At 62.0% G+C, this 14,955-nt stretch carries 17 protein-coding genes and 1 pseudogene; 13 read left to right on the top strand and 5 right to left on the bottom strand.

The window, feature by feature from the left end; all coding sequences use genetic code 11:
• Nucleotides 1–109: 109 nt before the first annotated feature.
• The 3 genes from AC3YOG_RS09445 to AC3YOG_RS09435 all read right to left on the bottom strand — a co-directional run bounded on the left by AC3YOG_RS09445 (nucleotide 110) and on the right by AC3YOG_RS09435 (nucleotide 3,422).
• Nucleotides 110–358, bottom strand: coding sequence for a hypothetical protein (locus AC3YOG_RS09445; protein ID WP_489934864.1), 249 nt, complete (start codon nucleotides 356–358; stop codon nucleotides 110–112).
• A gap of 402 nt (nucleotides 359–760) precedes the next feature.
• A complete protein-coding gene (locus tag AC3YOG_RS09440; protein ID WP_489934863.1) occupies nucleotides 761–2,647 on the bottom strand; it encodes a bifunctional sugar phosphate isomerase/epimerase/4-hydroxyphenylpyruvate dioxygenase family protein in 1,887 nt (628 codons plus the stop codon).
• A 94-nt stretch (nucleotides 2,648–2,741) separates the two neighbouring features.
• Complete coding sequence (locus AC3YOG_RS09435; RefSeq protein WP_489934862.1) at nucleotides 2,742–3,422, bottom strand: TetR/AcrR family transcriptional regulator; 681 nt, start codon at nucleotides 3,420–3,422, stop codon at nucleotides 2,742–2,744.
• Nucleotides 3,423–3,575: 153 nt separating this feature from the next.
• Here AC3YOG_RS09435 and AC3YOG_RS09430 point away from each other — a divergent pair, with 153 nt between their 5' ends.
• On the top strand, nucleotides 3,576–4,484 hold the full coding sequence (locus AC3YOG_RS09430; protein ID WP_489934861.1) for a shikimate dehydrogenase: 909 nt from the start codon (nucleotides 3,576–3,578) through the stop codon (nucleotides 4,482–4,484).
• Here AC3YOG_RS09430 and AC3YOG_RS09425 read toward each other — a convergent pair.
• On the bottom strand, nucleotides 4,481–5,152 hold the full coding sequence (locus AC3YOG_RS09425) for a GntR family transcriptional regulator (RefSeq protein WP_489888464.1): 672 nt from the start codon (nucleotides 5,150–5,152) through the stop codon (nucleotides 4,481–4,483). The genes AC3YOG_RS09430 and AC3YOG_RS09425 overlap by 4 nt on opposite strands.
• Before the next feature lie 212 nt (nucleotides 5,153–5,364).
• Here AC3YOG_RS09425 and dctP point away from each other — a divergent pair, with 212 nt between their 5' ends.
• The 12 genes and pseudogenes from dctP (at nucleotide 5,365) to AC3YOG_RS09365 (ending at nucleotide 14,394) form a co-directional block, all read left to right on the top strand.
• Nucleotides 5,365–6,348: a TRAP transporter substrate-binding protein DctP gene (gene dctP, locus AC3YOG_RS09420; protein ID WP_489934860.1), complete on the top strand. Its 984-nt coding sequence runs from the start codon at nucleotides 5,365–5,367 to the stop codon at nucleotides 6,346–6,348.
• Nucleotides 6,349–6,440: 92 nt separating this feature from the next.
• On the top strand, nucleotides 6,441–6,959 hold the full coding sequence (locus AC3YOG_RS09415; protein WP_127751913.1) for a TRAP transporter small permease: 519 nt from the start codon (nucleotides 6,441–6,443) through the stop codon (nucleotides 6,957–6,959).
• A complete protein-coding gene (locus tag AC3YOG_RS09410; protein ID WP_127751914.1) occupies nucleotides 6,956–8,263 on the top strand; it encodes a TRAP transporter large permease in 1,308 nt (435 codons plus the stop codon). Before AC3YOG_RS09415 ends, AC3YOG_RS09410 begins: the two co-directional genes overlap by 4 nt.
• Nucleotides 8,260–8,697: a type II 3-dehydroquinate dehydratase gene (locus AC3YOG_RS09405; protein ID WP_127751915.1), complete on the top strand. Its 438-nt coding sequence runs from the start codon at nucleotides 8,260–8,262 to the stop codon at nucleotides 8,695–8,697. The genes AC3YOG_RS09410 and AC3YOG_RS09405 overlap by 4 nt, the downstream gene beginning before the upstream one ends.
• A gap of 42 nt (nucleotides 8,698–8,739) precedes the next feature.
• Nucleotides 8,740–9,549 carry a 3-oxoadipate enol-lactonase gene (pcaD, locus tag AC3YOG_RS09400; protein ID WP_127751916.1) on the top strand — a complete coding sequence of 270 codons (810 nt, stop codon included), beginning with the start codon at nucleotides 8,740–8,742 and terminating at the stop codon, nucleotides 9,547–9,549.
• On the top strand, nucleotides 9,527–9,916 hold the full coding sequence (gene pcaC / locus AC3YOG_RS09395) for a 4-carboxymuconolactone decarboxylase (protein WP_127751917.1): 390 nt from the start codon (nucleotides 9,527–9,529) through the stop codon (nucleotides 9,914–9,916). Before pcaD ends, pcaC begins: the two co-directional genes overlap by 23 nt.
• Nucleotides 9,913–10,659, top strand: a complete 747-nt coding sequence (pcaH, locus tag AC3YOG_RS09390) for a protocatechuate 3,4-dioxygenase subunit beta (protein WP_127751918.1) — start codon at nucleotides 9,913–9,915, stop codon at nucleotides 10,657–10,659. The genes pcaC and pcaH overlap by 4 nt, the downstream gene beginning before the upstream one ends.
• The gene (gene pcaG, locus AC3YOG_RS09385; RefSeq protein WP_127751919.1) at nucleotides 10,659–11,279 is read left to right on the top strand and encodes a protocatechuate 3,4-dioxygenase subunit alpha; all 621 of its coding nucleotides are present in this window, start codon (nucleotides 10,659–10,661) and stop codon (nucleotides 11,277–11,279) included. Before pcaH ends, pcaG begins: the two co-directional genes overlap by 1 nt.
• A gap of 17 nt (nucleotides 11,280–11,296) precedes the next feature.
• Nucleotides 11,297–12,328 carry a 3-carboxy-cis,cis-muconate cycloisomerase gene (locus AC3YOG_RS09380; RefSeq protein ID WP_489934859.1) on the top strand — a complete coding sequence of 344 codons (1,032 nt, stop codon included), beginning with the start codon at nucleotides 11,297–11,299 and terminating at the stop codon, nucleotides 12,326–12,328.
• Between the two features lie 82 nt (nucleotides 12,329–12,410).
• Nucleotides 12,411–12,608 (top strand): annotated as a pseudogene (locus tag AC3YOG_RS09375) (3-oxoadipyl-CoA thiolase); the annotation flags it as partial.
• 852 nt (nucleotides 12,609–13,460) lie between these two features.
• Nucleotides 13,461–13,625, top strand: coding sequence for a LysR family transcriptional regulator (locus AC3YOG_RS09370; RefSeq protein WP_489935268.1), 165 nt, complete (start codon nucleotides 13,461–13,463; stop codon nucleotides 13,623–13,625).
• 151 nt (nucleotides 13,626–13,776) lie between these two features.
• Nucleotides 13,777–14,394, top strand: a complete 618-nt coding sequence (locus AC3YOG_RS09365; protein WP_489934858.1) for a LysR substrate-binding domain-containing protein — start codon at nucleotides 13,777–13,779, stop codon at nucleotides 14,392–14,394.
• Here the strand turns inward: AC3YOG_RS09365 and AC3YOG_RS09360 are convergent.
• Complete coding sequence (locus AC3YOG_RS09360) at nucleotides 14,370–14,828, bottom strand: oligopeptide/dipeptide ABC transporter ATP-binding protein (protein ID WP_489934857.1); 459 nt, start codon at nucleotides 14,826–14,828, stop codon at nucleotides 14,370–14,372. The two genes, AC3YOG_RS09365 and AC3YOG_RS09360, sit on opposite strands and share 25 nt — an antisense overlap.
• Between the last annotated feature and the right edge of the window lie 127 nt (nucleotides 14,829–14,955).

Raw genomic sequence — 14,955 nt, 5'->3', positions numbered from 1 at the left:
AACCTGGAAAGCGGACCTCTTTCCGACTCATGTTGGTCAGCTTACCGACGTAGTCCGGGGACTGCACCGTGACGGGCAGTGACGACAAATGCGAAAATCCCGCGCGGCTTCAGGAACGCAGGTCCAGGGCCCCGCTTTGCGTGTTTGCAAAAGCAAGCACATGTCCACGATAGATGCTGCCCTCGCAGATCAAGTGCAGGATCGCCGGCAGATCGTCCTCCGAAGCACCTGATGCATTCATGACCGCCTGTGCGACGCCGTGGACGGAAACGACGGCATGAGGACTGTTTGTGGACTGCAGATTGTCAGCAATAGCGGCATCGATGGCCTGAGCAAGCCTTGGTGTGACCTCAATCATGGTAGCCTCCACATCTGGGAACCTCTTTGACGGCAGTCGTGACCTTGCGCATTTGCAAAGGTTAAGAACGTCAATTCGCTGCCGAAGAAATCACCGTGGGCTTGACGACATCTCCTTGCGGTATCCGAAGATAGGTTGGTTCGAGCTCGCCGATCTCAACCAGTCGGTCCCAGTCCGTAATGGTGATTAGGTCGCGTTCCCAGCAGATGACCTCTTCACCTCGCAGCAGCTGTATCACCCTGCCGATGATCTCCGTGCTGTTTCTGGCGTCGACATATTGAGCTAACGCCTTTGATACGGTCGAGTGAATCAACGGAACAGTAGATTGTCGGCGCGGGGCGAAGTTCACAACTACAAGCGAGCGCACTCGGCACACGCGCCGGCAATGCAGATCGCCCGCCTTCAAGTGCCACCGAGCGTTGCCATCGCCCGTTTCTGCGCCGCAATGCGGAATGGGGCGTTGACGGCGCCATAGCCGCGATAGCTGCCCCGGCGTTGCACGATCTCGAAAAAGAAGCCTTCACCGATATTGCGGGAATAAAGCTGGAAGAACTCCCCGTCTGCGTCGCGGTCGTAAAGAATGTTGCTGGCGCGCAAGCGATCAAGCATGGCCTGCTCGATCCCCAGTCTCGCCCGCAGATCCTCATAGTAATTGGGCGAAATTTCCAGCGTCGCCATGCCGTTGGCCCGCAGCGCATCGGCGGCGGCGAAGATGTCGTGCGTGGCGAAAGCCAGGTGCTGGATGCTCGAGCCGAAGGTTTCGGCGATGAAGCGGCCAGCGAGAGTGCGGTGGCTTTCTGCCCCGTTCAGCGTCAGCCGCAACGAGCCGCTGTCATTTTCGATGACCTGGCTTCGCACCAGGCCCGAGGGATCCACCACATCCACCATCGGGCTCTTGTCGGTCACGAAGATGGACCGATAAAACAGGATCCAGGTCAGCATCTCCTCGTAGTTCATGGTTTGCGCCAGGTGGTCGATGCGCACGAGGCCGGCGCCCTCCAGCGGGTCGGGATCGCTCACGGTCTCAAATTCGATGTCCCAGACCTGACCAAGCCGGCTCCTCGTGTCGAGAAAATAGATCACCCCACCCCCAACGCCGCGAATGGCGGGAATGCTGAGCTGGTCGGGTCCCGCTCGCTGGTTGAACAATTGGGCGTCCAGAGCCCGGGCCCGTTCGACCGTCGCGGCAGCGTCATCGACGAGGAGGCCAATGGCATAGGCCGAGGTGCCGTGGGTCTGGTAGGCGGAGTGGGCAAGGCCCTCGCGTTCGGTGTTGATGATGATGTTGATCTCGCCCTGGGTGAAGCGCTCGACGGCCTTGGCCCGGTGCCGGCCAGTGAGGCGGAAGCCAAGTTGGCGCAGATAACCGGCCAGCACGCCCGCTTCGGTTTCGTCGGCGGCAAACTCCACGAAAGCGACGCCCTTGACGTGGACGCGCGGCGGCAGTGTGGGCACGGCGATGGCGATATCGGGCTCGGCCTGGCGGACCTGATCCATCAGGTAAACCAGCGAGCGATGGCCATCGAGCGCGATGGTGCGCGGCGAGCCGGAGCGGAACTGGTCGTTGAAGATCTCGAGGGAAATGGGGCCGTCATAGCCCGTGGCGGCGACGGCGCGCATGAACTCGGTGACCGGCAGATCGCCTTCGCCGGGCATGTTGCGGAAGTGGCGGCTCCAATACAGCAGGTCCATGTCGATCAGAGGGGCATCGGCCAGTTGCACGATGAAGATTTTGTCGCCGGGAATGGAGCGGATGAAATTGGGGTCGAGCTTGCGCGACAGCGTGTGGAAGCTATCGAGGATGATGCCCAGATTGGGGTGATCGGCGCGGCGCACGATTTCCCAGGCATCGCGATGATCGTTGACATGGCGGCCCCAGGCTAGTGCCTCGTAGCCGATGCGCAGGCCCCGGCGCCCGGCTCGCTCACCCAGTTCCCGCAGATCGGCGGCAGCGCGGTCGATGCCGCCGAGCGAAAGGGGGGAAACGCTGGAACAGACGAGGATCAGGTCGGTTCCCAGCTGCTCCATGAGGTCGAACTTGCGCTCGGCCCGGTCGAACGCCTGGCTGCGCTGCGGCTCGGGCAAGCCTTCAAAGTCTCGGAACGGCTGGAAGAGGGTGATGCTGAGGCCAAGATCGGCCACCATCGCCGCCACATCGCGCGGGGAATGGTCATAGGCGAGGAAATCGTTCTCGAAAATCTCGACCCCGGCAAAGCCGGCGGCGGCAATCGCCTCGAGTTTTTCTCGCAGATCGCCGCTGATCGACACGGTTGCAATCGAGGTCTTCATGGCCGTTCTCCCCATTCTGAGAGGAGAGTACGAACTAGTTAGTACATTTGCAATGCAGGTTCGAATGGTGGCCGAAGCGGTGGCGATGCTGGGGTCAGGGGAGCTTGTCGGGCCTCGTGACGAAGCGCAGCACCATCTCGACGGCCTGCTGGCGCAGCGAGGCCTGGGCGGCGGGGCTGCCCACATCCTTGCCGAAGATCTTGGAAAAGGTGGCGCGGTTGGACACGTTGAAAAAGCACAAGGCGCTGATCTGCCAGTGGACTTCGAGCGGGTCGAGCCCGGGACGGAACACGCCGTCCGCCAGGCCCTTGGCATAGATGGCTTCGATATTGCCGATGGCGGTGACGTTGAGTTCGCGGATCACGCCGGAGCGCTCGAGGAACTCGCCATGATGAATGTTCTCGATCATCACCATGCGGATAAATTCCTCATGCTGATGGTGATGGTCAAAGGTGAATTCCACCAGGCGCTTGAGCGCATCGAGCGGGGGCAGGCCCGCCACGTCGAGTTGGGCTTCGCCCTCGCGCACCTGGCGATAGGCGTTTTCAAGGGCGCTGAGATAGAGCCCTTCCTTGCTGCCGAAATAATAATAGATCATGCGCTTGGAGGAGCGCGTCTTGGCGGCGATCTCGTCGATGCGGGCGCCGGAAAGTCCGTTGAGGGCAAATTCCTGCGCCGCCACTTCAATGATGTTCTGCCGGGTGCCCTCGGGATCCTGCGCGCGGCTTGGCGCGGCCCGGGCGCGGGTCTTGGTGGTTTCGAGCCGGGTACTCATATCAGCAACACCTTCCTCCGGCGCGGCAATTGACTAAACTAACCGGTTCGTACATTCTGCCGCAAATCGCTCAACAGCATTTATCGGCTGGCCGGCGTGAAACACAAGGCCACTCCCAGTTGCAACGGCAAGTGGCGGGCGGGGAGACGGGTTTTGCACATCGCCATTAGTCCGGCACAGCCGTTGGCCCACCTGGTGCTGAACGGGGAACTCCCCGCGCGCGACGGGATCACCATCGGCCTGGTGGGTCGCGGCATTGGCGGGTCCCTGTCGCCGCTGATGCATGAGCGTGAAGGGCAAAGGCTGGGGCTCAATTACCGCTACCACCTGATCGATTTTGACCAGCTTGGCCTGACTGACGCGCAATTGCCGGAAGTCCTCGCCGAAGCGCGGGAGTTGGGCTTTGCCGGCCTCAACGTCACTTATCCCTTCAAGCAGGCCGTGCTGCCGCTGCTTGATGACCTGGCGCCCGATGCCGCCGCAATCGGCGCGGTTAACACCGTGGTGCTGGGTGATCGTATGGTCGGGCACAACACCGATTGCTGGGGTTTTGCCGAAAGCTTCCGGCGCAATCTGCCGTCGGCCGCACGCCAGCGGGTGCTTCAGCTCGGCTCCGGCGGGGCGGGGGCCGCGGTGTCGCAGGCGCTGCTGCAATGCGGGGTCGGGCGGCTCGATATCTACGACACCGATGCCGCGCGGGCGCAGGCGACGGTGAGCCGCTTGCGTGAGCGGCTCGATGCCGATGTCCATGCCATCAGCGATGTGGCAGAGGTCGCGGGGCGGGTGGATGGGATTGTCAACGCCACCCCGGTGGGCATGACCAAGCTGCCAGGCATGCCGATCGATCCGGCCTTGATTTCGTCGCGGCATTGGATTGCCGATGTGGTGTATTTCCCGCTGCAAACCGAGTTGATCCGGCATGCCTATTCGCAGGGTTGCGCGGTGATGCCGGGCGGCGGCATGGCGGTTTACCAGGCGGTGCGCGCTTTTGCGCTGTTTAGCGGATGCCAGCCCGACCCCCGGGCCATGGCGGACAGCTTCAACGCTGCCATTACCGGCTAGATCCGGCCGGTCGAGAGCACATAATCGACGCCGCTCCGGATATGGGTCGCGAGCTTGGCGACAATGGCGTCGGCATTGCGCTCCATCGCCAGCTCGAACAGCGCCTTGTGGTCGCTCATCACATCAGCGCCGCGAAAGCTTGCCGCCAGCATATGATAGCGAATGAAGCGGTCAAACACGGAGGCATGCAGCGCCAGCAGCGTCTGGGAGCCGCAGGCCGAGATCAGCGCATTGTGGAAGGTGAAGTCATAGCGCACCCATTGGGCGGTTCGCTCGATCTCCCCGCGCAGCAACTGCGCCTCGACCACCGAAAGCTTGTGATGAGCAGCGACGACGCGGCCCTCCCAATCGAGATCGCCGCTGGCCAGCGACAGGCGGATGGCGTGGCTCTCGAGCAGGAGGCGCAGGTCGGCCACCTCAAGCAAATTTTCGGCTGAAGCGGGCGCCACCTCAAAGCCGCGCTGCCCCTCGGCGACGACGAGACTTTCGCTCGCAAGCCGGTTGAGGATTTCGCGTAGCGTGCTGACGCTGGCCCCATATTGTGCCTTGAGGGTGTCGAGCTTGAGCTTGCGGCCAGGGGGGAGCGTGCCGGCGATGATGTCGCCGCGAATTCGACGGAAGGTGAGGTCCGCTACGCCTTCATCCAATTGCTGCCCTTCGCCTGCCACGTCGTCTCCCGCGTTGTTCTGACCTCATGATCATCATACGAAAAGAAAAATCAATGACAAAGACGATTTAACCGGTTAGCTTCGAATGCATCAGAAGCCGCATTGACATGAACGAACTGTTTCGTACATTGTGCAGCGAGGACGAACAAACGACGGTGGCAAACCGTGCGTCCTTTACGCCTGATAGCGGGCGACCACATGGGAGGATGACTATGCGTTTTGGATTTACGCGTCGCGCAGTGGTGCTCGGCGGCCTGTTGTTGGCAGTGGCCATGCCGGTGGCAGCCCAGGAGAGCAAGCCTGTGCTCCGGTTTTCGGCAGTGTTCACCGAACAGGACATTCGAGCCGAAATGATGAGCCGCTTGAGCGAGGGTATCGCCGAGATCGCGACCATCGAGCCCTATTTCGGGGGCAATCTGTTCAAGCAGGGCACCGAACTGGTGGCCTTGCAGCGTGGCAATCTCGAGATGGGCAATATCGCGCCCCAGGATATCTCCAACCAGATTCCGGCCTGGTCGGTACTGACCTCGGCCTATCTGTTCCGCGACGCCGATCACCTGCGCACCTTCTTTGACAGCGATGTCGGTGCCGAGTTCAAGCAGATGGCGGAAGACCAGCTTGGCATCCGCATCCTTGGGCCGACCTATTTCGGCGCCCGCCAGGTTGGTTTGATCACCGACAAGAAGATCAATACGCCAGAGGACATGGCCGGCGTGAAGCTGCGTATGCCCGGTGGCGATGCCTGGCAGTTCCTCGGCACCTCCATCGGCGCCAATCCAACGCCGATGGCCTATGCCGAAGTTTATACCGGCCTGCAGACCGGGGCCATCGACGGCCAGGACAATCCGCTGCCCAATGTCGAGAACATGAAGTTCTACGAAGTCATGAAGCAGATCGTGCTGACCTCGCATCTGGTGGGCTTTGACCTGCTGGTGATCAGCAAGGCGAGCTGGGACGCGATGACGCCCGAGCAGCAGGCTGCCTTTGACGCCGCCGCCAAGGACGCGATCGACTTCAGCCAAAAGGAGCATCTGGCGCGCGAAGCCGAGCTCGTCGAGCGCTTCAAGACGGCCGGACTTGACGTCTATGAGCCAGACCTCGAGGCGTTCCGCACCTTTGCCCAGCAGAAATACCTGGAATCGGATCTGGCCAGGGATTGGCCCGAAGGCGTGGTCGACCGCATCAACGCGCTCTAGCCGCACACTTCACGACGGCGGCACTCCCAAGGGGTGCCGCCCCAGCATCCATGTCTGGCCAGCCGCTGCGGCTGCGCACCGGGAGTTGCGCCATGCCTTCTTCTTTCTCCAGCATCGGCCGGTGGCTGCATGCGCGCGCCGAAAACCTGCTGGCCGCCATGCTGGCCACCATGTTCGTGGTCTTCATCATCCAGATCGTCTTTCGTTACCTGCTCAACCTGCCCATCGGCTGGACGCATGAAATCAGCGTCGTGATGTGGCTGTGGATGGTGCTGTTCGGCACCGCCTTCGTGGTGCGCGACGACGAGGATATCCGCTTCGACATCTTTTACGGCGCGGCGCGTGGCAAGGTGAAGCGGGCGATGGTGCTGGTGTCCTCGCTCACCCTCGTTGTGCTGTTCACCCTCTCGCTGCCGGCGGTGGTCGACTACATCGCCTTCATGAAGGTCGAGAAGACGGCCTATCTCAAGATCCGATTCGATTATCTCTATTCCATCTACGGCATTTTTGCCGTGGCGATGATCGTGCGCCAGCTCCACCTCGCTTGGCAGGCGGCCTGGGGCCGGAGCGCGGACGATTTCGACTACACCAAGGTGAGTTCGGGCATATGACCATTTCCCTGGCATTCGGCTTGTCGCTGGGGCTGTTGACGGTCCTGGCCTTTCTCGGCCTGCCCATGGGGCTGGCGATGATCTGTGGCTCGATCCTTTATCTGCTGATGAAAGGGCAGGACCCCGGCATCGTCGCCGAGCAGTTTCTCAACGGCATGTACTCCAACTACATCATGCTTGCGGTGCCGCTGTTCATCCTGGCGGCCGAGATCATGAATTCAGGCACCTTGTCCGAGCGGCTGCTGAAATGGTGCGACGCGCTGGTCGGCCGGTTCCGTGGCGGGCTGGCGCAGGTCAATGTGCTGCAATCCATCGTGTTTGCCGGCATGTCCGGCTCGGCCGTGGCGGACGCTGCCGGCTCGGGCAAGATGATGCAGTACATGATGACCAAGGACAACAAATACACCCCGTCCTATGCCGCGGCGCTCACCGCCGTCACTGCCGTGATCGGCCCCATCATCCCGCCCTCCATTCCGATGGTGCTGTACGCGCTGGTGGCCGATACCTCGATTGGCTACCTGTTTCTGGGCGGCGTGGTCCCTGGCCTTCTCATGGCCGGTTTCATGATGGTGCTGATTGCCGTCACGGCACGGGTCAAGAATTTCCCCATCGAGCCGCCGGTGCCGGTGCGCCAGCTGCCGCGCATGACCTGGCAGGCTTTGCCCGTCCTCTTCATGCCGGTCGTGCTGATGTATGGCATCTATGGGGGCATCACGACGCCAACCGAAGCGGCCGCTGTTGCCGCAGCCTATGCGCTGCTGGTGTCGGTGCTGATCTACCGGGCGGTGAAGTCCAAGGACCTTTACCAATCGGTGCTGGTTAGCGCCAAGACCACGGCCTCGATCGGCATGCTGATCGCGGGGGCGCTGGTGTTCAACTATGTCGTCACCATCGAAAACATCCCGCGCACGATCAGCACCATCCTGCTGTCGTGGGATCTGAACGCGGTGACCTTCCTCATCATCGTCAACCTGATCCTGCTGGTGCTGGGCTGCGTGCTGGAAGGCACGACGATCCTCCTCGTCATCGTGCCGGTGCTGATCCCGACGGCGCAAGCGCTGGGCATCGACATGGTGCATTTCGGCGTCGTTGCCGTGGTCAACATCATGCTCGGGCTCATCACCCCGCCTTACGGGATGTTGTTGTTCATCATGACGCGCATTTCGGGCTCACCGATGCGGGCGATCATCGGCGATGTCATGCCGTTTTTGTGGACGCTGATCGGCGCGCTGATCCTCTTTACCTTCGTGCCCGACACCGTGCTCTGGCTGCCCAGGATGTTTGGCTATGGAGCCGTGCAATGAAGCCCATCTATGTTCTAAACGGCCCCAATCTGAACCGGCTGGGCAAGCGCGAACCGGCGATCTATGGCACGACGACCCTCGCGGAAGTGGAGCAGATCTGCCGCAGCGCCGCGGGCGAGCGTCCGGTCGTCTTTGGGCAAACCAACAGCGAAGAACAGCTGATTGACTGGGTGCATGAGGCGATTGACGAGGGGGCAGGGATCCTCATCAATCCTGCGGCCTTCACTTTCACCTCCATTGCCCTGCTCGATGCGCTCAAGATGTTCGAGGGGCCGGTGATCGAGTTCCACATCTCCAATGTGCACCGGCGCGAGCCGATCTATCACCGCTCCTATGTGTCCATGCGGGCCGACGCGGTGCTGGCCGGCCTGGGGGCCTCCGGCTACGCCACGGGCGTCGCGGCCCTGCTCAATATGATTGAAAGCCGGAGCTAGCGGCGAGCGGCGCCAGCCTTGGCGCCGGGTGGGAGGGAAAGCATGGGATTTGTGCGCAACGGCGAGGTGGTGCTGCGGTATTCGGTGCAGGGGCGCGCCGATGCGCCAGTCCTCGCCCTGGTCAATTCGCTCGGTACCGATGCGCGCATCTGGGACGGCGTGATCGAGAGGCTCGTGCCGCACTATCGCCTCCTGAGCTATGACAAGCGCGGCCATGGCCTCAGCGATGCGCCCCCGGGTCCCTACGCCCTTGCCGATCACCTGTCCGACCTTGCGGCGGTGCTCGATCATCTGGGGGTGGAGCGGCTCGCCTTGGCAGGGGTTTCGGTGGGCGGTTTGATCGCCCAGGGCTTTGCGCTTGCGCAACCCCAGCGGCTCAGCGCCCTGATCCTGTGCGACACCGCGGCGCGGATTGGCAATGACGCGCTGTGGAGCGAGCGCATCGCCGCCGTCGAGAATGGTGGCATGGCGGCGCTGGCAGACCTGCTGGTGGAGCGCTGGTTTTCACCGGGCTATCGGGCCGCTGAGGCGGACGCCGTCACCGGTTGGCGCAACATGCTGCTGCGCACCCCCGCCATTGGTTATGCCGGCACCTGCGCCACGCTGCGCGACACCGACCTGACCGAAGCCATTGCCGCTATTGGGCTGCCCACGCTGGTAGTGGCCGGCGATGCCGATCTCGCCACGCCGCCCGAGCTGGTGCAGGCGACCGCGGAGCGCATCCCCGGTACGCAGTTCAAGATCATGCCCGGGGTCGGGCATATCCCATCCATCGAGCAGCCCGGACTCTTGGCCGGGTTGATCGCCACTTTCCTCAGCGAGGCCGGTTATGGCAACAAGCCCAAGCTTTGAACGCGGCATGGCGACCCGTCGCGCCGTGCTCGGCGACAACCATGTCGACAAGGCGAACGCGCGCAAGACCGCGTTCGACGACGATTTCCAGACCTTTATCACCGAAGGCGCTTGGGGCTCGGTATGGTCGCGGCCGGGATTGAGCAAGCGCGAGCGCTCCATGCTGACCATCGCGCTCTTGGCGGCGCTGGGCCACGACGAGGAAGTGGCGATGCATGTGCGCGCCAGCGTCAACACGGGCACCTCACCCGACGACATCAAGGAAGCCCTGTTGCATGTTGCCGTTTATGCGGGCGTTCCGGCCGCCAACCGGGCCTTCCGGATTGCCAAGGAAGAGCTGGCCAAGCGCGATGAGGTGAGCCAATGAGTGCGATCATGCTGCCCGGCGCCGACGGCGCCCTCTATCAGCGCGACCACAGCTGGCACCCGCCGGCCAACACCCCCGGCTACAAGAGCACGACCTTTCGCGCGCCGCGCCAGCCCCTGTTGGCGCTGGGCGCGACGGCGAGCGAGCTGACCGGCCCCACCTTTGGTCATTCGATGCTGGGCCCGCTCGATAATGATCTGATCCGCAACTACAGCCAGGATGGCACCGAGGCAATCGGCCAGCGCATGATCGTTTATGGCCAGGTGCTGGATGAAAACGCCCGCCCCGTGCCCAATACGCTGGTGGAATTTTGGCAGGCCAATGCCGGCGGGCGCTATCGCCACAAAAAGGAAGGCTATCTGGCCGCGATCGACCCCAATTTCGGTGGCTGTGGGCGGGCCATCACCGATGAGAACGGGTTTTATTCCGTCCGCACGGTCAAACCCGGGGCTTATCCCTGGCCCAACGGCGCCAATGACTGGCGCCCCGCCCATATCCATTTTTCGGTATTCGGGCACGCCTTTGCTCAGCGGCTGATCACCCAGATGTATTTCGAAGGCGATCCAATGATCTGGCAATGCCCGATTGTGGGCACCGTGCCCGACAAGGCTGGCATTGAGCAACTGATCGCCCGGCTGGATCGCCACAACACCACGCCCATGGACGCGCTCGCCTATCGCTTTGACATCGTGCTGCGCGGACGCCGCTCGACCATGTTCGAAAACAAGCTGGAGGGGAACTGATGTTGCACCCTGTTCCAACCCTGCGCGAAACGCCCTCGCAAACGGCCGGGCCTTATGTGCATATCGGCATGACGCCGAACTTTGCCGAAATCCACGGCATCTATGACGCCGATCCGGGCCTGGCCATGCTGACGCCCCACACGGTGGGCGAGCGCATCGAGATCGTTGGCCACATCGTCGATGGCGCGGGCTCACCGGTTGGCGATGCCGTGGTCGAAATCTGGCAGGCCGATGCGAGCGGCGCCTTCGCGGCGCCCATGGGGCCCAACAGCAATTCGGCCCCCCCTTTTACCGGCTGGGGCCGCCAGCCCGTCAATGCCGAGGGTGTTTTTACCTTCGAGACGATCAAGCCTGGTCCCGTAGCAGGGCCGGACGGCAAGCCGATGGCGCCGCATGTAAGCCTTTGGATCGTGGCGCGCGGCATCAATATCGGGCTGCAGACACGGCTTTATTTCGCCGATGAAGCGGAAGCCAATGCGGCCGATTTCGTGCTCAACAGGATTCCCGATCCGCGCCGCCGGCAGACGCTGATTGCCCGGCGCGAGGAGGGCATGGTGCCGCGCTATGTGCTCGACATTTACCTGCAGGGTGACAAAGAAACAGTGTTTTTTGACATCTGAGCGGGGGAGTGACGGCTATGAACACCTTGCTCGCAGCCCTCGCCGGCGACGCCGAAGTCGCCAGCCTACTCTCCGATGACGCCCAGATCACGGCCATGCTGGCGGTGGAAAAGGCGCTGGCCGAGGCGAGCGCCGAGTGCGGCTGGATCAGCGAAGATGCGGCGGCTGCAGTAGGTGCCGGCATCAACGACTTTGTGCCCGATTGGCAAGCTCTGGCGGCCGGAATGGCGCAGGATGGCGTTGTGGTGCCGGCGCTGGTGCGGCAATTGCGGGGGCTGGTTGCTGAGCCGCATCGCGCGGCCGTGCACAAGGGCGCGACCAGCCAGGACATCATCGATACCGCCCTGATGCTGCAGCTCGCCGAGGTGTTTGATCTTTATGAGGAGCGGCTGAGCGCCCTGCTGGGGCAGCTCGACCGGCTGGCGGAAACGGCTGGCGGGCGGGAGCTGATGGCCCATACCCGCATGCAGGTGGCACTGCCGACCAGTTGGGGCGCCAAGCTCGCGAGTTGGCGCGAGCCCCTGCAGCGCTATTTGCGCCTGCTGCTGTCCATGCGCCGTACCCTGCTCGTGGTGCAACTGGGCGGGCCGGTGGGGGATCGCGGCAGTTTTGCCGGGCAAGGCGACGCCATTGCTGCAGCCCTCGCGCGGCGGCTTGATCTGGGACTCGCTGCCGCTTGGCAGGCCACGCGCGACCCCATCGTGGCGCTTGGCAATCTCCTGGCGATGATCAGCGGCAGTCTGGGCAAGATCGGCGCGGATATCGCCTTGTTGGCGCAAAATGAGGTGGCAGCTGTGCAGCTGCACGGCGGGGGCGGCTCGTCGGCCATGGCGCACAAGTCCAACCCGGTCAATGCCGAGGTGCTGGTGGCGCTGGCCCGCGCCAATGCGGGCCTGGCCGGCACGTTGCAACAGGCCATGGTGCATGAATATGAGCGCTCGGGCGCAGCCTGGACCCTCGAATGGCTGACTTTGCCGCCCATGCTACTCAACACCGGCGCCAGCCTGCGGCTGGGTCTGGAGGTGCTCGATCAGGTGGAACTGCGCTAGCGCAGCATACATTGCAATTCGCGTGGACGCGCCGCATGGCGGGCAGATACCTGGTCAGATCCTCGGCGCTGCTCCGCAGATCATGGGCCTCGCAGAAGATGATCCGCGCGTTAACTCCAATGGCGGTGCCATCGCCTTCGGGGCACCCGCTAGGCATGAGCGGGCCCGCATCACCGGCACCGCAGCGCTGGAGTTGTCACTTACTGGTAAGCGCCGCGCGCTCGTCACCATGTGCATCGGGGTAGGGCAGGGCCTTTCAGTCGGATTTGAGGGTGTTTAACCATGAGCAGGTGAAAAGAACACCGAATCAAGCAACGCAGGTTGGCAACACGTCTTTAGCTAGAGAAGCAATCGGTGCCTGCTTTGGACCAGAGTTGCTTGAAAGCGGACTGGCAGCATTCCACCACGTATCGGACGTCGGCGGGGCCAACCGGAATGGCAGCCTTCGAGAAAAGTCAAAGCTGACTCAAACGGCTGAAATAGGGTCGCTAACCCGACCTAAAGTGGAGAATGTTGGATGCCAGTTCCTCTTCCTCCGCCAGTGCCATACCAGCAAACATTCTCTGGCGCGTAGGGCGGGGGCGAGAAGCCCTGCTTCTGTGGGCCTTTGCGGCTGCACCTGTGGACTGCCACCAGCTGCAAAACACCTTGAATGCTCTCTCTAGGCCCGATGTTCTCTAAAGCTGGTGACTTCGGCGTTTTAGTACACAGCTTTATTGTTGTGCATTAACAGTGGTTTAGCTTGGTGGCTGGATTTAAGTTGGACGTACCATACTTGGCCTCGCGGGAGAACCCGCGTCGAATTTAACAGGTTCTATCGAGCACAAAGGTCGGCTTCGCGCCCCCATGCCGGCCGTTCAATGGATCTTCACGAGTCCCGAAAGCGGACATTGTCGTGCCGCCCAGCGAATGAGCAGAGGGTCCCTGGAAGTGCCAAAAGGCCCATGGGTTAATCCGCTACGGAGACAGATGAATTACATGTAGTCCATTTGCCGTGATCTAACTACACGGTGGCGCTAGTGAACCAAGCTGCGATGACCTAAAAATGGGCTGACGTGAGTCTGGCGGGTCTTAATGTCTGGGTTTCATCCAATACCTTCGCCAGCTTCCTCAAATCACAGAGGCAACATTGGTGCGTTTGAAAGACGACGCAAGAAAACGTTCGAGATTGCCCTTGAATGCGCTCCGCGCATTCGTGGTCGCGGCGCGATATGAAAGTTTTGCGGCAGCGGCCGACGAACTGGCTGTCACACCCGCTGCCATCAGCAGACACGTCCGTGTGTTGGAGGATAGCTGAATGAAAAACTGTTTATCCGCCATCCTCAGGCGATCGAACTTACCGAATTCGGCAAGCTCTGGCTGCCGTCTCTTGCCGACGCCTTCAACATTGTCGACAGCAGCGTTGACCGGGTTAAAAAGAGCATCAATCACGAGCCAATCACCATCCAGTGTCAAACGCCTTCGCTACTGGGTGGTTGATGCCCCGACTTAACTCCTTCTACCGCAAGCATCCCGATATCGAACTGCGCCTTTTCACCGGAAATGAGATTGCGCAGGATCTCGAGGTTGTGCGCTATGACGCAACAATCGTGAGTGGACGCGGCACCTGGCAGGATGTCGAGGCACACCTGCTTATCACCAACCGTTTCGTGCCAGTGTGCAGCCCGCAATATCTGGCGCAGGCCCAGCATCTGGAGCGGCCGTCCGATCTGCTTTCGGAAGCCCTTATCGTCTCGGAGACCAACGAGAATCTGTGGCGCGACTGGTTTGGCCAATATGCGATAAAGTATGCCGAGAGCCGGCGCAAAGTTGTGTTCCCAACATCCTTCCTGCCGGTGCAAGCGGCCATCAACGGCATCGGCATCGCCCTGGCCGATCGGGCGCTAATTGTTCAGGACCTGTCGCAAGGACGGCTGGTCCTGCCGCTCAATGTCCCATCGCTGACTCCCGGCACAGGCTGGTATTTCGTCCACCCTGCCCATCGTCGCCTCGACCAGCAGTTCCAGGACTGGAGCATCTGGTTGCGCAGCGAAGCCGATTCCTACGAGGCTTCGGTAGCCACCTGAGCTATCAGCTCGGGGTCATTGGCCAAGTGACAGGCGACGCCGTGTGCCGCATCGGTATTGTATGCCGGTTCAACCCTCTGGCAGATGGGTTGGCGCACCGGGCAGCGGCTGTGGAACCGGCAGCCGGACAGGGCCTCGCTGTTACTGGGGACCTCACCCTTCAACGGCACTCTGGGCGGGCGGGGGCCGGCATTTACGACCAGCGCCGCGTCCAGGAGTGCCTTGGTGTAGGGGTGCCGGGGTGCGTAGAAGATGTCCTGCGCCGAGCCGGTCTCGACGATCGCGCCCATATACATGACGATCACCCGGTCGGCTATGTATTCGACAATGCCCAGGTCGTGGCTGATGAAGATGATGGAAATCTGCCGTTCGCGGTTAATGTCCATCAGCAGGTTGACTATCTGCGCCTTGATCGAAACGTCGAGCGCCGACACCCCCTCGTCGCATACCAGCAGTTCGGGCCGACAGGCCAGCGCCCGCGCAATGCAGACGCGCTGCCCTTCTTGCGGGACGCCGCCACCTTGTCCCTGACGCGCTCGCCAATGACCTCGCGTTGTCCCG

The sequence above is a fragment of the Devosia sp. Z6_126 genome, from assembly GCF_058133495.1.
The sequence above is the reverse complement of the archived record's forward strand: the minus strand, read 5'-3'. Positions and strand labels throughout refer to the sequence as shown.

Bases quoted from the DNA above. Each gene is read 5' to 3' on its own strand.
- AC3YOG_RS09445 (WP_489934864.1), bottom strand. From the start codon at position 358: ATGATTGAGGTCACACCAAGGCTTGCTCAGGCCATCGATGCCGCTATT.
- AC3YOG_RS09440 (WP_489934863.1), bottom strand. From the start codon at position 2,647: ATGAAGACCTCGATTGCAACCGTGTCGATCAGCGGCGATCTGCGAGAA.
- AC3YOG_RS09435 (WP_489934862.1), bottom strand. From the start codon at position 3,422: ATGAGTACCCGGCTCGAAACCACCAAGACCCGCGCCCGGGCCGCGCCA.
- dctP (WP_489934860.1), top strand. From the start codon at position 5,365: ATGCGTTTTGGATTTACGCGTCGCGCAGTGGTGCTCGGCGGCCTGTTG.
- AC3YOG_RS09415 (WP_127751913.1), top strand. From the start codon at position 6,441: ATGCCTTCTTCTTTCTCCAGCATCGGCCGGTGGCTGCATGCGCGCGCC.
- AC3YOG_RS09410 (WP_127751914.1), top strand. From the start codon at position 6,956: ATGACCATTTCCCTGGCATTCGGCTTGTCGCTGGGGCTGTTGACGGTC.
- AC3YOG_RS09405 (WP_127751915.1), top strand. From the start codon at position 8,260: ATGAAGCCCATCTATGTTCTAAACGGCCCCAATCTGAACCGGCTGGGC.
- pcaD (WP_127751916.1), top strand. From the start codon at position 8,740: ATGGGATTTGTGCGCAACGGCGAGGTGGTGCTGCGGTATTCGGTGCAG.
- pcaC (WP_127751917.1), top strand. From the start codon at position 9,527: ATGGCAACAAGCCCAAGCTTTGAACGCGGCATGGCGACCCGTCGCGCC.
- pcaH (WP_127751918.1), top strand. From the start codon at position 9,913: ATGAGTGCGATCATGCTGCCCGGCGCCGACGGCGCCCTCTATCAGCGC.
- pcaG (WP_127751919.1), top strand. From the start codon at position 10,659: ATGTTGCACCCTGTTCCAACCCTGCGCGAAACGCCCTCGCAAACGGCC.
- AC3YOG_RS09380 (WP_489934859.1), top strand. From the start codon at position 11,297: ATGAACACCTTGCTCGCAGCCCTCGCCGGCGACGCCGAAGTCGCCAGC.